Genomic DNA, 14,808 nt, shown 5'->3' with positions numbered 1-14,808 from the left:
ATTAACGGTGTTCGAGGGCTGAGGGCAGTGCCTCGGCCGGCTCGTCGGATGCGTGAACGGGAAAACGCCAGGCACAGGGCAATGCCAGCAGGATGAGGATGCCGGTGGCCATGAAGACCTCGCTGATCGCCCCCGAGCTGGCCATCGAAACCACCCCGCCCCCGGTCTCGGCAGTCAGGCGGAATTCCAGCCACAGGGAAGCAATCACGATGGCCAGTGACGAGACGAGACGACGGGAAATGTTGTTCATCGCCGCGCCCTGAGTGACCATCGGTTCAGGCAGCGCATCGAGCCCGGCAGTGGTGATGGGGATATAGGACAGGCCCAGCCCGGCGCCGCGGACCATCATCAGAAAAAACACCACACCGATTGAAGCGCCAGCCCCCAGCACGCCCAATCCCAGCGTGGCGCCCCCGGTCAGCAGCAGCCCCCAGAGCACCACGCCACGCGGGCCGTGACGGTCCAGCCACTGGCCGCCGAGATGCCCGAACAGGCTGGCGAACAGCGCCGTGCAGAGCAGCGACAGGCCGGTCCAGATAGCGCTGTAGCCCATCACCACTTGCACCAGCAGCGGCAGCAGGACCAGGCATTCGAACATACCGACCGACTGCACCACGGCGATGATCACGCTCAAGCGATAACCGCGCAGGGCAAAGATTCGCAGGTTGAGCAGCGGCGAAGTCCGGTTCAGTTCCAGTCGCACGAACGCCACCAGACACAGGATCGCCGCCAGCAGCATGCCGAGGTTGAGCGGATCAGTGAGGGCTTCGGCGTGACGCAGGCGGCCAACGGCGATCATTAGCAGACCGATGCCCGTCGCGATCAACAGGTAACCCGCCAGGTCGAAAGGTTTGCGTTCCGATGCTTCAGAAGCCGGCAGCACGCCGACGCCAAGAATCAGCGCCAGCAGGCCAATCGGTACATTCATCAGGAACAGCGAGCGCCAACTGAACCACTCCAGCATCAGGCTCCCGCACAAGGGCCCCAATGCCGGCGCCAGCATGACCGCCGCGCCCCACAGGCCGGTGACCCTGCCCCGCTCGCCCTTGGCGTACACCGAAAAGATGATCGCCAGCGACAGCGGAATCATCAGTCCGCTGGCGATGCCTTGCACCACGCGCGCGGTAATCACCAGCGCGATGGAGTTGGCCAGCGCACCCAACAGTGAACCGCAGACAAACAACGCCACGCCCCACAAATACAGGGATTTGCGCCCCATCCGCTGGCTGAGAAAACTGGTGAGTGGCATGGTCATGCCCATGCTCACCATGAACGCGGCCACAATCCAGGTGGCCAGCAGCGGACCGATATCGAAGGCCTCCATGAACGCCGGCAACGCCGGATTCAGCGAGCTGTTGTTCAGGCTGACCGTCAGCGTGCCCAACAACACATTGACCACCACCAACCAGCGCGGAACGGCAAACGTCAGTCCCACAGGTTGACTCCGGCCTGTTGCACAAACACCTGCGGCGGTCGCGGATGGCAGAGGAAGTCGGCATGGGAGATGTTGTAGCCATAGGCACCCGCCAGCGGCAGCACCAGCATGTCGCCGATCACCACGTCCGTGAGCGGGTAATCGCGGCTCAGCACATCCTTGGGCGTGCAGAGCTGTCCCACGACGGTCCACTCCTGTTGTGGCGCCGTTGGCGTTACGCGATGCCGGGGCAAATGAATGATCGGGTGATCATGCCCCTGGGCAACCGGCAAACGGAACTGATGGGTGCCGCCCCGACAGACCAGGAAGTGCTTGCCGTGACTGGTTTTCTTGTCCAGCACTTCAATCGCGTAATAGCCGCAGAAGGCGCTGATGAAACGACCGGGTTCAAAGCGCACGATGGGCGCATCGGCACAGGCTGCAAGGCTCTGCCCCAAATGCGTACACAAGCGCTGCCAGTCGAACTGCTGAGGCCCGAGGTAATTAACGCCGATGCCACCGCCCACATTGAGGTGAGTGATCGCCGCGGGATCGGCCGACAACGCTTTCCATTGCGGCCAGCGCTGCAGGTACAGATCGAGCAATTGTTCATGGCGCTCCACCAGCGACTGATGGGACATCGCATGCACATGGAAGCCCTTGAGCCGCAGGTGGCTGGCGTTATCGACCCAACTCACCGCCTGAGCCAGTTCCGACTCATCGATCCCGAACGGTGTGGCCGTGCCGGCCATCGCCAGTTTGCTCGAGAGCGGCGACGGCAGTTCGGGGTTGATCCGCAGCAAGACGTCTTGCACGTGCCCCGCTTCCAGTGCCAGCCGTTGCAGGCGGACGATTTCATTCAGGCTTTCGATGTGAATCGCTTCGACCTGATGTTGCAGCGCCGAACGCAGATCGGAGTCCAGTTTTCCTGGGCCAGAGAAGATGAATGGCTTGCGCGTCGGGCAGGCCTGGAGACGATCGATCTCGCCGCCGGAGGAAATCTCGAACCCGTGCACCAACGGCGCGACGGTGGAGAGGATCTGCGGTTCACTGTTGGCCTTGATCGCGTAGTAAAGCTCTACGCCTTCGGGGAGGGCCGCCATCACCTGCGTCACGTGCTGTTTCAGCGCGTCCAGGTCGTAGATGAACAGCGCCAGCGGATCTTCGTGTTGTGTGCGGGCGTCGTCGATCGCGGCCAAAACCGCTGCGGGCAGCTTACCCATGCTTGGCCTCCTTGCCCCACGGGGACACCAGACTGACATAGCTGGCCTGGCGATCTGCCTTGGCTGCCAGACGGACTTTCAGGTTGGTTTTGCAGGCAATCGGTTGACCGGCGATCAGTGCGTCCAGCTCCGGCGCAGCGCGGGTCAATTCGGCGCGGATGCTGATCAACTGTTGCTCCACCCGTTGCCACATCAGCGGCGCCAGGTGCGGACGCTCCCAACTCAGGGCCAGTACCGCCTCGGACAAGTTGTTGACGAATAGGCAATAGACGATGCGATTCCAGCCTTGCTGGCGGGAATAGAGCAGCGACTCACGCACCCGTGGATGAGCGTCTGCATCGATCCGGGAAGCACCCAGTTCGTCAGTCAGTTTGACCCCTTCGAAATCCCGCAGCAGCAAGCGTTGTGGACGACCGTTATCATGCACCAGCACGCTGTTCTGCAAGTGCGGTTCCATCACGATGCCGTGATTGAAGAACAGCGCCAGCACCGGCCGCAGCAGCAGCGCCTGATAGTCGTCGAACCAGCTCAACAGCGTTTGATCGTCGATGTCATTGCCGTTGAACCGGCTCAGGAACTCATGCACCAACGGCGGTAAATGCAGGCCACGAGCGAACAACGTACCGGCCATGATGCTGCAGTCGGTGCCGGTGTCGAGGCAGAAGTTCTCCCGCAGGATCGCCCCGGTCTGTTCGCGGAACCAGTGGTTATCGGCTTCGTTGGCCTGTTGCGGCGCCCAGCTCAGATTGCCCGGCTCGGCCACCACCGAGAGCCCGCCAAGGGTTTCCGGCCGGGTCAGTTGGAGGTTACGAAAGACTCGGTCGATCATCAGCGCGCTTTCCAATTCGTACCAGGCGTTTTTCCTGACGCAGTTGGTGATGCGCACGTTCAGCGAGCCCTTGATGAAGAACTCATGGCCCTCGATGTACCAGGTTCGGATGGACGCCGTGGGGTTGGCCATCAGCCCTGTGGCGCCAAGGTCGACGATGGCCGCGGATTTCAACAAACGCTGAACCCGACCATCCTGCATGAACAGCTGCGCCTGAACCGGGTGCATGCAGATAACGGCGTGCCCTGGCCGCGCCTGCGCTTGATCGGCAAAACCGGCCAGCACCTGGGCTTTGCTCAGGCCGTTGGCCCCGACGTTCAATCCTTCCAGCGGCACCTCGAACAAGTGCAATGGCGTGCGGGCCTGGAATTCCGGGGCATAGGTTTCCTGGGCCAGATGAGCTGGCCACAGGCGCGCCTTGGGTGCCGGGTGATTCGGATGACCGAACCACAAGCCCTGCTCGCTGGCGAGGTAACCGCTGAGCGGTGCCGGGTGCTGGCCGTCCATGTTGTGGCCGACGATGGCCGCGGTCAGCAACTGGCTTTGCAACACCTGATCCAGCAACTCGTCGTTGCTGGCGCGGGTCATGTGTTCGCACGCCGCGAGCAACTGCTCGACGAACTCGGCAAACCTCAGGCACGACCAGTCGCCCTCGCCACGCCGGGCATAAACGTCCGACAGGTAACGGTGACTGCCCAGACCATCACGGCGGTCCACCATCACAAAGAATTGCTGCTGGTTGGGCAGGCTGATGGTCAGGGGAATGCCCTTCCATTCCAGACCCTCGAGGTAACTGCCCGGGGCGATACCTTGCATCTGCGTCGGCCAACTGTAACTGAGGCAGTTTTCCGGCAAGGCGAACTCTTTGATCAAACAATTAAGCAACGCACGCGTCGTCGCCAACTCACTGACCATATTCGATAAAACACTGCGATCTGGATGATTCATGGGTGCTCCACAGTAGCCCGCGAGGCCACTGGACACGTTATATGGCGAAAAAATTAGTTGCTGATCGACCTGTTTAACGGCCGACGAAACCCCACGTAACGACATCACTTCACTGAACCTTTTTAAACAATCAGTCGACCATCAAAGTTACTTGCAGTACCGTCATCAAACTGCAATTCAGCGGACTGCTAACGCAACTTCGATTGATTCATTCAAGGGCGCAACTGTAATAAAGCGGCAGCCATCGCGTTATCAAAACGCTGGATGACTTGCTGGCATTGTTCATCGTCGATAATCAAGGGTGGCAACAAGCGGATGACATTGCCCTTACGCCCGCCGCGTTCCAGCAACAGGCCTTGTTTGAAGCACTGTTGCTGGATGGCCACGGCCAGCGCCGGGTCCATCGGGAAATGTCCGTGACGATCCGCCGGCTGGCGCTCGTCGACGATCTCGATGCCCAGCATCAGACCGCGACCGCGCACCTGGCCAAGGGCCGGATAATGCGCCTGCAACTCGACCAGTCGGTCCTTGAGCCACTGGCCACGACGCTCGGCCTGGGCGGCGAGGTTTTGCTGTTGCAGTACCTGCAGCGTAGCCAGCCCGGCGGCCATGGCCATCTGGTTGCCGCGGAAGGTGCCGGCGTGGTTGCCTGGCTCCCAGGCGTCGAACTCACGACGGATGCCCAGCACCGCCATGGGCAAACCGCCACCGACCGCTTTGGACATGACGATCAGGTCCGGCTCGATGTCGGCGTGTTCGAAGGCAAACATCTTGCCGGTGCGACCGAAACCGGTCTGCACTTCGTCGAGAATCAGCAGGATGCCGTGCTTGCGCGTCACCTCGCGGATCGCCCGCAGCCAGCTCGCCGGGGCACAGTTGACCCCGCCCTCACCCTGCACCGCTTCAAGGATCACCGCCGCCGGCAGTGACACACCGCTTTCGACGTCTTCGATGAACTGGGTGAAATAGTGGGTCAAGGCCTCGACCCCCGCCTCGCCGCCAATGCCCAGCGGGCAACGGTATTCGTGGGGGTACGGCATGAACTGCACCCCGGGCATCAGGCTGGCGATGGCATTTTTCGGCGCGGTGTTGCCGGTCAGGGCCAGGGCGCCGTGGGTCATGCCATGGTAGGCCCCGGAGAAACTGATGATGTTGTTGCGCCCGGTGTAGGTCTTGGCCAGTTTCAGCGCGGCCTCCACTGCATCCGCCCCGGACGGCCCGCAAAATTGCAGGCAGTAATCACGGCCCTGGTTCGGCAACAGGCTGAGCAAGGTTTCGCTGAAAGCGTCCTTGACCGCGGTGGTCAGGTCCAGAGTGTGCATCGGCAGGCCTGAGGCGAGGAAGCCGTCGAGGCTGGCCATGACGGCCGGATGATTGTGCCCCAGGGCCAAAGTACCGGCGCCGGCCAGACAGTCGAGGTAAGTATTACCCTCGACATCGGTCACCCAGAGCCCGTGCGCCTTGGCGATGGCCAGCGGCAACTTGCGTGGATAACTGCGTACATTAGATTCGAACTTGCTTTGTCGAGCCAAATAGTCGGCATTGGTTTTTTGCAAAGGATTAGAGTGCAATACGCCATCATTCAACATCGCTTCACCCTCGTTAAATTCGATATGCAACTTATTCTCATTACCAAGTTGTTGCAACTAATTCTTACAACCTATTTGGAAATTTACATAGAGCGATTTGAACTACTTTAAAAATAATCAGGCACGCAAAAAACCAAGTTAATAAACCTGGTATATATTCCGGAAGTGCCATGATCTAGCCATGATCTTTTAATGCAACTGACAACTTCGGTATAGGCTAACGACAGATAGCGACTTATACGCAAGTGTCTTGATTGTTCATTAACTGATGGTGTGCATATGTCCTTTCTCTATATGAATCAGGTCATGGTCCAACGATGGCGCCCCGCTCCCGGGGGCGCATGACACGGGTGAATCAGAAGTCGACGGTCGCCGAAAGGAGGTAAGTGCGCGGGGTCGACAGCGTCAAGCCAGGCTCGCTGTCATCCGAGGCCCCGGCCGAACTCCAGTAGCGCTTGTCCGCCACGTTCTCGACATTGGCACGCACAGTGACGTTCGTTTCGTCGACCTTGAACGCGTAGCGTGCGCCCACGTCGAAACGCTCCCAGGAGTCGATTTCCTTGTTGTTGGACTGGTCCAGGTACTGCGAGCTGGAGTAAATGCCGCGGCTGGTCAGGGTCAGGCCCTGTACAGTCGGCACGTCCCACTCGGCGCCCAGGTTGACGTTGTATTTCGGCGTGGCCGGCGCCCGGTTGCCGTCGAAGGTGCCATTGGTGGTGTCCTTCAACTCGCTGTCGATGTACATGACACCGCCGAGCAGACGGAAACCATCGAGCGGTTCACCGAACACACTCAGTTCCACACCGGTGTTCTCACGCTTGCCGTTCGGGCCGAAGACGCGCGTCGTGGCATTGGTCTCGTAAGCCGGCTGCTTGATCCGGAACACGGCGGCGGTGACGGCGAACGCACCGGCGTCATACTTGGCACCGACCTCGACCTGGCGGCTGATGAACGGCGGGAAGATCTCGTCCTCGTTCACCGAAGTCGACGGTGCGATCTTGCCCTGGCTCAGGCCTTCCATGTAGTTGGCATACAGCGACAGCTTATCGGTGGCCTTGAACAGGATGCCGCCCGATGGCGAGACCTTTTCCTCGTCGTAGCCGGTGTCGCCTCTGACGTTATCGGTCCAGTCGTCAACCTTCACGCGCTGCCAGCGGGCGCCGAGGGTCAGCAGCAGCCGGTCATCGAAGAAACCCAGGGTGTCGGACAACGCCACACCGGTGGAACGGTTCTCGGTATAGACCTCCGAATCCTGTCGCGTGGGCCTGACCGGCGTTGGTGTTACCACAGGGTTATAGATGTTGCTGTTGGCCGAGGCATAACGGGCGCCGCCGTTTTCAAAGTCCATGTAGTAATAGCTGGCGGCCAGGTTGACTTCATGGCTTACCGGGCCGGTATGGAACCAGTTGCGCACACCCGCTGTGGCCGTCCGGACATTTTCATCACGGGTGAAGTCACGCGGTTGAACGCTGAAATTACCGGCGTCGTTGATGACCGAAACGGCATGACGGAGGAAGTCATGGTTACTTTTGCGCGCGCCCACGCCGCCGTACAACATGACGGAATCGTTGACATCGTATTCAGCGTTCACCGTGCCGAACGTGTCGTTGGTACTCGCCTTGCTCCAGGGCTGCGCATAGTTGCGGCGCACATCGCTGGCATGCGGAACCTGAGCGTTAGGGCCAACCTGTACGCGCTCCTGCGGTGCGTCGGTATCACGTTCAGTGCGCCCGATGTCCGTCGAGAGCCGCAGGCGTTCACCGCGGAAATCCAGGCCCAGCACGGCCATCTCGCGGTCGACATTCTGGTGATCCCATTCGGTATCGCCGGACTGCTTCACGCCGTTGAAACGAAGACCGAACTTGTTGTCTTCACCAAAGCGCCGGCCGACATCCACGGCACCGCCGACCTGGCTGTCGGAAGCGTAACTACCGGTGAATGAAGTGATGGGCTTGTCGGTCGCGCGCTTGGGTACCACGTTGATCCCGCCACCCACGCTGCCCCGCGGCGAGATGCCGTTGATGAGCTGACTAGGGCCTTTGAGGACGTCGACGCGGTCGGCCATCTCCATGTCGATCGTGTAGGTCGGCAGGACGCCGTAGAGGCCGTTGTAAGAAACATCACTGTTGAACAGGCTCAACCCTCGAATGGTGAACTGCTCATAGCGCCCACCCGCCGGGTTGGTGGCGCGAACCGAAGGATCGTTGGCGATCAGGTCGCCCAAGGTACGCGCCTGCTGATTTTTGACCACCTCACTGGTGTAGGTGGTCATGCTGAACGGCGTTTCCATAAAGTCTTTCGAGCCCAGCAAGCCTTGCGACCCGCGACGCGCGACCTGGCCGCCGACATACGGATCGCCGTGCTCCGAGTCAGTGGCACCGACAATCGAGGTGGCGCCCAGTTGCAGGCTGCTGCCTTCTGGCACCGGGGTCAGGATGTACGCCTCTTCGCCCACCGGCTGCAGTTGCAGACCGGAACCCTGCAACAGTCGGGCAAAGCCCTCCTCGACCGCGTATTCGCCGGAAAGTCCAGGGCTGGTGCGACTGCCCACCAGTGCCGGGTCCACTGACAGGTTGACCCCGGCCAGCCCGGCGAAACGGGTCAGCGCTGCGCTGAGGCTTCCTGCCGGCACCTGGTAACTGCGTCGAGGCGCGTCTTCGGCCCAACCGGCAGTGATGAACAACGGACAGGCACTCAGGCTCAACAACAGACTCAAGTGCAACAACGGGCGCAGCCTGGAAGAACCCAGACGCGTACTGCAGGGCATCACAACGGGCATTGAGAATCTCTCTGATTTCGTTTCACTTGCCTTGAATGACAAGCGACGCGAAAAAAGGGGACACACCTCAAACACTATTTTTGCGCGGCAGCAACGTGACCCAGTAGCGGGTTCGCCTATGCACCTCCAGCGGCAAGCTGGCCGCCAGCAACGTGAGGATGCGATCGGTGTCTTCCAGACGGAAACTGCCGGTGACGCGCAGGGATTCGAGCTCCGGTTCCCAGCGCAACAATCCCGGGCGATAGGTGCTGAGTTCACGCAGAAAATCGCCTAGGGGCTGGTTCTGTGCCATCAACACGCCGTCGCGCCAGCCTGGCGCAAGCACATCGAAAGGTTCGACGCGTCCGGCACCCATCGCCTGAAGGCTGACTTGCTGGCCTGCGCGCAATGAAAAGACCGGCCCGCGCAAAGGCTGCAACTGCACGGCACCTTTAAGCACTGACACCTTGCACCCCGTCTGCCCCTGACGAACGCACACTTCGCTCTGACTGACGACCACTTGCCCGAAGTGCGTCTGGATCGTCAGCGGCGAGGTGCCGGGCACATTCAGCGCTATTTCGCCTTCCACGAGTCTCAGCCGGCGGTTCTTCAGGTCGATATCGACGGCACTCGCAGTGCTCAATTGCAGAGAGCTGCCATCGGCCAACTGGACTTTTTTGCCCTCCCCGGTCGCGGTTCGCAGATCAGCGCGCCAGACGTCCAGCGGTAGCTGCCGGCTGATCAGCCAGGCGGTGGGCACCAACGCCACCGCCCCGACGGCGCGCTTGAGAACCGTGCGCCGACTCGTCTGCGGCCGATCCAGGCTGGCCATGGCCAGTGCCGACGGCAGGTCGGCAAAGCGTTGGCGCAAGAGTTGGGCTTTCTGCCAGGCCTGTTCGTGACTGGGATGGCTGTCACGCCAGTGTTGCAGATTGGCACGATCGCGATCATTGGCGGCGCCTGACTCCATGAGTGCCAACCATTGAGCGGCAGCCCGCACGACTTGCCGGGCTTCGGCCGAAGGGGTCGAACCGATCACAATTCCACCAACAGGCAATGTTCATAGGCTTGCGCCATGTAGCGCTTGATCGTGCGCTCCGAGACTTGCAGGCGTTCGGCAATTTCGTGATAACCCAAGCCTTCCAGCTGGCTCCAGAGAAACGCCCGTCGCACCGCGGTCGGCAATCCATCGAGCAGTTCGTCCAGGGCTTGCAGGGTTTCCAGGAGCAACCAACGTTGCTCGGGCGACGGCACGCAATCCTCAGGCAGCAGCGCCAGCGCACTGAGGTAGGCCTGCTCCAGGCTGCGGCGCTTATAGAAGTTGGTGAGCAGTCGCTTGCCGACCGTCGCCAGATAGGCGCGGGGTTCTTGCAGGTCAGCGATGTGCTGGGAGCTGGCGAGTAAACGCACGAACGTATCCTGGCTCAAGTCCGCCGCATCATGGCCATTGCTCATGCGCCGCCTCAACCAGCTTTCGAGCCAGCCACGATGGTCGCGGTACAGGTCGTGGAAGGTTTGCGCCGCCGGCATCGCTGCATCACTCATCTAAAGGAACCCTGCGCGAAGAAATATTTTAAATGCGACTCATTCTAATTAGTGTTGATACTTCAAACCAAGCGCTTTATACGTTTTGCCCCCAGGAAAAATTTGAATACGCGAATGAAAGATAGGTGTTTTTGCCACGCAGCCACCGGTTGATCAGGGCTGAGCGTTATTGAGGGAAATCGTCGAGAGGAGTAACAATTCGACACACGGCCGCATTGGGCTGGCAGATGCGAATACCCATGGTTGCGGGAAGCAGGAGAGAAAAGCCAAATCGCAGACACAAAAAACCCCGGTCTTTCGACCAGGGTCTTTGCTATCGACTCGAAGTAGACACTGGCTTTACCAGCGGCTTTCTTCGTAGCTCCAAGGCGTTCAGCGGGCCTTGAGGCAGATATGGCGCAGCGGACGGGACTCGAACCCGCGACCCCCGGCGTGACAGGCCGGTATTCTAACCGACTGAACTACCGCTGCGTATCGCTTTGGACTTGCGTCCAAGTAACTCGTCTGACTGAAAGCTTCGAGGCTTTCAATCTCGAACCAGAATAAACTCTGACTCGGAAAATATGGCGCAGCGGACGGGACTCGAACCCGCGACCCCCGGCGTGACAGGCCGGTATTCTAACCGACTGAACTACCGCTGCGCGTCGGTGGAGGCTTTTAAAAGCTTCCATCTTGCTTTCGCAAGACTCTCGGAAGTGGTGGGTGATGACGGGATCGAACCGCCGACATTCTGCTTGTAAGGCAGACGCTCTCCCAGCTGAGCTAATCACCCGTTTGCATCTCCGAGGCCGCGAAATTTACGCAGGTACCGATGCTAAGTCAATACCCCGCTTGAAGTTTTTCTGAAAAAGACAAAATCATGTCATTTCCCGCAGCGTTGCCAACGGCCGTCTGCAACCTCAAGCCGCCGCTGTCGCGGCCCCTGCTCGAATTACTCGCTGTAAATCATCTTCTTGGTCATGCCGCCATCGACCACGAACTCCTGGCCCGTGACAAAACCGGCGTTCTTCGACAACAGCCAGGCGACCATCGCCGCCACGTCCTCGACCGTCCCTACCCTGCCCGCCGGATGCTGGGCATGGTCGGCATCGGTCAGCGGTTCAGCACGACGTGCGGAGGGATCCCGCGCATCGATCCAGCCCGGGCTGACTGCATTGACGCGGATTTCCGGTCCGAGGCTGATCGCCAAGGCATGAGTCAGGGCCAACAGGCCGCCCTTGCTCGCCGCATAAGCCTCGGTGTCGGGTTCTGACTGCCCGGCGCGGGTCGAGGCCAGGTTGACGATCGCACCGCTGTGAGCGCGCAGGTACGGCGCGCAGTGCTTGGCCAACAGCATCGGCCCACTGAGATTCACCGCCAGCACCCGATTCCAGTACGCCAGATCAAGACTTTCAAGGGTGATGTTGTGCGGATCGGCAACCGCCGCGTTGCACACCAGCGCATCCAGACGCCCGAACTGCCCCAGCACCTCGGCGACGCCCAACGCCACCTGCCCTTCGTTCGAGACGTCCATGGCGATGAACCAGGCGTTGTCGCCGAGCACCTTCGCCACTTTCGAACCGCGCACCCGATCAAGATCAGTCAGCACCACCTGCCAGCCTTCACTGATCAGCCAGGCCGAGATCCCCAGACCAATGCCCCGCGCAGCACCCGTGACCAGTGCGACGCGGCCATTGGTGCCAGTGGTCGGCGTGGACAACTCGATCACAAGGCAGCCAACCCGCGCGCCAGATCGGCTTGCAGGTCGGCCACGTCTTCCAGACCGACCGCGATGCGGATCAGGCTGTCACGAATGCCCGCTGCCTCACGCTCTTGCGGCGCCAGACGGCCGTGAGAGGTGGTGCTTGGGTGCGTAATGGTGGTTTTGCTGTCACCGAGGTTGGCGGTGATGGAAATCAGACGGGTCGCATCGATAAAGCGCCAGGCGCCCTCTTTGCCGCCCTTGACCTCGAAACTCACGACCGCACCAAAGCCTTTCTGCTGACGCAGGGCCAACGCGTGCTGCGGATGGCTTTTGAGACCGGCGTAATGGACTTTCTCGATGCCTTCCTGCTGCTCCAGCCATTCGGCCAGTTGCTGGGCATTGGCACAGTGCGCCTTCATGCGCAGGCTCAGAGTTTCCAGGCCTTTGAGGAAGATCCAGGCATTGAACGGGCTCAGGGTCGGCCCGGCAGTCCGCAGGAAACCGACGACTTCTTTCATCTGTTCGCTGCGACCGGCCACAACACCGCCCATGCAACGGCCCTGGCCGTCGATGAACTTGGTCGCCGAGTGCACGACGATGTCCGCGCCCATCTTCAGCGGCTGTTGCAACGCAGGGGTGCAGAAGCAGTTGTCGACCACCAGCATCGCGCCTTTGGCGTGAGCGATTTTCGACAACTCGGCGATGTCCACCAGCTCGGCCAGAGGATTAGATGGCGATTCGACGAAGAGCAGTTTGGTGTTGGCCTTGATCGCCGCATCCCAACCGGACAAGTCCGCCAGAGGCACGTAATCGACTTCAATGCCGAAGCGTTTGAAGTACTTCTCGAACAGACTGATGGTCGAACCGAATACGCTGCGCGATACCAGCACGTGATCGCCGGCGCTGCACAGGCTCATCACCACCGCCATGATCGCGGCCATGCCGGTGGCCGTGGCCACGGCTTGCTCGGCGCTTTCCAGCGCGGCAATGCGCTCTTCGAATGCGCGCACAGTCGGGTTGGTGTAGCGAGAGTAAACGTTGCCCGGCACTTCACCGGCAAAGCGTGCCGCCGCATCGGCAGCGGTACGGAATACGTAGCTGGAAGTGAAGAACATCGGATCACCGTGTTCGCCTTCCGGCGTGCGGTGCTGACCGGCGCGTACGGCCAGGGTGTCGAACGCTACGCCTTCGAGGTCGCTGTCCAGCCGACCGGCATCCCAATCCTGACTCATGCTGTCACTCCTTGCCTTGCTCTTTTAGTAGATACAAAACCGGCCCCTCAGGGCCGGTAGTTACTCAGTTGTTATACAGATCAATGATCGCACTGACTGCCTGCGTCTTGACCTTGGAGGCATCGTTACGTGCCTGCTCGATCTTGTTCAGGTAAGCCTCGTCGACGTCGCCGGTGACGTACTGGCCGTCGAACACCGCGCAATCGAACTTCTCGATCTTGATCTTGCCGCCACCGACCGCTTCGATCAAGTCAGGCAAGTCCTGATAGATCAACCAGTCAGCGCCGATCAGATCAGCCACGTCCTGGGTCGAACGATTGTGCGCGATCAACTCGTGAGCGCTCGGCATGTCGATGCCGTAGACGTTCGGGTAACGAACGGCCGGTGCCGCGGAGCAGAAGTAGACGTTTTTGGCGCCGGCCTCGCGGGCCATCTGGATGATCTGCTTGCAGGTGGTGCCGCGAACGATGGAGTCGTCCACCAGCATCACGTTTTTGCCGCGGAACTCCAGCTCGATGGCGTTGAGCTTCTGGCGTACGGATTTTTTCCGTGCAGCCTGGCCCGGCATGATGAAGGTCCGGCCGATGTAGCGGTTCTTCACGAAACCTTCGCGGAACTTGACGCCCAAGTGGTTCGCCAACTCCAGGGCCGCGGTGCGGCTGGTGTCCGGAATCGGGATGACCACGTCGATGTCGTGTTCTGGACGCTCGCGCAGGATCTTCTCAGCGAGTTTCTCGCCCATGCGCAGGCGTGCCTTATAGACCGACACGCCATCGATGATCGAGTCCGGACGCGCCAGGTAGACGTGTTCGAAGATGCACGGGGTCAGGGACGGGTTGGTCGCACACTGACGGGTGTGCAGCTTGCCGTCTTCAGTGATGTAGACCGCTTCGCCCGGTGCCAAATCGCGAATCAGGGTGAAACCGAGCACGTCCAGGGAAACGCTTTCGGAGGCGATCATGTACTCGACGCCTTCGTCGGTGTGACGCTGACCGAAGACGATCGGACGGATGCCGTGTGGGTCGCGGAAACCGACGATGCCGTAACCGGTCACCATCGCCACGACCGCGTAACCACCGACGCAACGGTTGTGCACGTCAGTAACGGCCGCGAACACGTCTTCTTCGGTTGGCTGCAACTTGCCGCGCTGGGCCAGTTCGTGAGCGAACACGTTGAGCAGCACTTCCGAATCGGAATTGGTGTTGACGTGGCGCAGGTCAGATTCGTAAATCTCCTTGGCCAACTGTTCAACGTTGGTCAGGTTACCGTTGTGCGCCAGGGTGATGCCGTAAGGCGAGTTGACGTAAAACGGTTGGGCTTCGGCCGAAGTCGAACTGCCCGCGGTCGGGTAACGCACATGGCCAATACCCATGTGGCCGACCAGGCGCTGCATGTGACGTTGATGAAACACGTCACGTACCAGGCCATTGTCCTTGCGCAGGAATAACCGGCCATCATGGCTGGTCACGATACCGGCAGCGTCCTGGCCGCGGTGCTGGAGGACGGTTAGCGCGTCATACAGCGCCTGATTGACGTTCGACTTACCGACGATACCGACGATGCCACACATGCGACGCAACCCCTAC

General features: G+C 60.5%; 10 protein-coding genes and 3 tRNA genes. All 13 read right to left on the bottom strand.

All coding sequences use genetic code 11. The features are described 5' to 3' along the window. Window position 1: 1 nt before the first annotated feature. Window positions 2–1,429, bottom strand: a complete 1,428-nt coding sequence (locus AC3IUE_RS10850; RefSeq protein ID WP_489268794.1) for a DHA2 family efflux MFS transporter permease subunit — start codon at window positions 1,427–1,429, stop codon at window positions 2–4. Beyond that, on the bottom strand, window positions 1,426–2,637 hold the full coding sequence (locus AC3IUE_RS10845; RefSeq protein ID WP_489267272.1) for a type III PLP-dependent enzyme: 1,212 nt from the start codon (window positions 2,635–2,637) through the stop codon (window positions 1,426–1,428). The genes AC3IUE_RS10850 and AC3IUE_RS10845 overlap by 4 nt, the downstream gene beginning before the upstream one ends. After that, window positions 2,630–4,414, bottom strand: coding sequence for an IucA/IucC family protein (locus AC3IUE_RS10840; RefSeq protein WP_489267270.1), 1,785 nt, complete (start codon window positions 4,412–4,414; stop codon window positions 2,630–2,632). Before AC3IUE_RS10840 ends, AC3IUE_RS10845 begins: the two co-directional genes overlap by 8 nt. A 212-nt stretch (window positions 4,415–4,626) precedes the next feature. Beyond that, window positions 4,627–6,003 carry a diaminobutyrate--2-oxoglutarate transaminase gene (locus AC3IUE_RS10835; protein WP_489268792.1) on the bottom strand — a complete coding sequence of 459 codons (1,377 nt, stop codon included), beginning with the start codon at window positions 6,001–6,003 and terminating at the stop codon, window positions 4,627–4,629. A gap of 355 nt (window positions 6,004–6,358) precedes the next feature. Beyond that, window positions 6,359–8,782 carry a TonB-dependent siderophore receptor gene (locus AC3IUE_RS10830; RefSeq protein ID WP_489267268.1) on the bottom strand — a complete coding sequence of 808 codons (2,424 nt, stop codon included), beginning with the start codon at window positions 8,780–8,782 and terminating at the stop codon, window positions 6,359–6,361. 67 nt (window positions 8,783–8,849) lie between these two features. Beyond that, entirely contained in the window at window positions 8,850–9,800 is a 951-nt protein-coding gene (locus AC3IUE_RS10825; protein WP_489267266.1) for a FecR domain-containing protein, read from the bottom strand. Next, the gene (locus AC3IUE_RS10820; RefSeq protein ID WP_008145604.1) at window positions 9,797–10,306 is read right to left on the bottom strand and encodes a sigma-70 family RNA polymerase sigma factor; all 510 of its coding nucleotides are present in this window, start codon (window positions 10,304–10,306) and stop codon (window positions 9,797–9,799) included. Before AC3IUE_RS10820 ends, AC3IUE_RS10825 begins: the two co-directional genes overlap by 4 nt. A gap of 394 nt (window positions 10,307–10,700) precedes the next feature. Beyond that, window positions 10,701–10,777 (bottom strand) — tRNA-Asp (locus tag AC3IUE_RS10815). A 93-nt stretch (window positions 10,778–10,870) separates the two neighbouring features. Beyond that, window positions 10,871–10,947 (bottom strand) — tRNA-Asp (locus AC3IUE_RS10810). Between the two features lie 55 nt (window positions 10,948–11,002). Continuing rightward, window positions 11,003–11,078: transfer RNA gene (locus AC3IUE_RS10805), tRNA-Val, on the bottom strand. Between the two features lie 159 nt (window positions 11,079–11,237). Further along, window positions 11,238–12,014, bottom strand: coding sequence for an SDR family oxidoreductase (locus AC3IUE_RS10800; protein WP_056744412.1), 777 nt, complete (start codon window positions 12,012–12,014; stop codon window positions 11,238–11,240). Continuing rightward, window positions 12,011–13,222: an O-succinylhomoserine sulfhydrylase gene (locus AC3IUE_RS10795; protein ID WP_056744410.1), complete on the bottom strand. Its 1,212-nt coding sequence runs from the start codon at window positions 13,220–13,222 to the stop codon at window positions 12,011–12,013. The genes AC3IUE_RS10800 and AC3IUE_RS10795 overlap by 4 nt, the downstream gene beginning before the upstream one ends. 64 nt (window positions 13,223–13,286) lie before the next feature. Then, window positions 13,287–14,792 carry an amidophosphoribosyltransferase gene (gene purF, locus AC3IUE_RS10790; protein ID WP_010456022.1) on the bottom strand — a complete coding sequence of 502 codons (1,506 nt, stop codon included), beginning with the start codon at window positions 14,790–14,792 and terminating at the stop codon, window positions 13,287–13,289. Between the last annotated feature and the right edge of the window lie 16 nt (window positions 14,793–14,808).

It is taken from the genome of Pseudomonas sp. GL_093, assembly GCF_057837605.1.
This window is presented reverse-complemented; position numbering and strand designations above follow the sequence as displayed.

What these genes read in the sequence shown, in the direction of transcription:
- AC3IUE_RS10845 (WP_489267272.1), bottom strand. Translation starts at nt 2,637, where the DNA reads ATGGGTAAGCTGCCCGCAGCGGTTTTGGCCGCGATCGACGACGCCCGC.
- AC3IUE_RS10840 (WP_489267270.1), bottom strand. Translation starts at nt 4,414, where the DNA reads ATGAATCATCCAGATCGCAGTGTTTTATCGAATATGGTCAGTGAGTTG.
- AC3IUE_RS10835 (WP_489268792.1), bottom strand. Translation starts at nt 6,003, where the DNA reads ATGTTGAATGATGGCGTATTGCACTCTAATCCTTTGCAAAAAACCAAT.
- AC3IUE_RS10830 (WP_489267268.1), bottom strand. Translation starts at nt 8,782, where the DNA reads ATGCCCGTTGTGATGCCCTGCAGTACGCGTCTGGGTTCTTCCAGGCTG.
- AC3IUE_RS10820 (WP_008145604.1), bottom strand. Translation starts at nt 10,306, where the DNA reads ATGAGTGATGCAGCGATGCCGGCGGCGCAAACCTTCCACGACCTGTAC.
- AC3IUE_RS10795 (WP_056744410.1), bottom strand. Translation starts at nt 13,222, where the DNA reads ATGAGTCAGGATTGGGATGCCGGTCGGCTGGACAGCGACCTCGAAGGC.
- purF (WP_010456022.1), bottom strand. Translation starts at nt 14,792, where the DNA reads ATGTGTGGCATCGTCGGTATCGTCGGTAAGTCGAACGTCAATCAGGCG.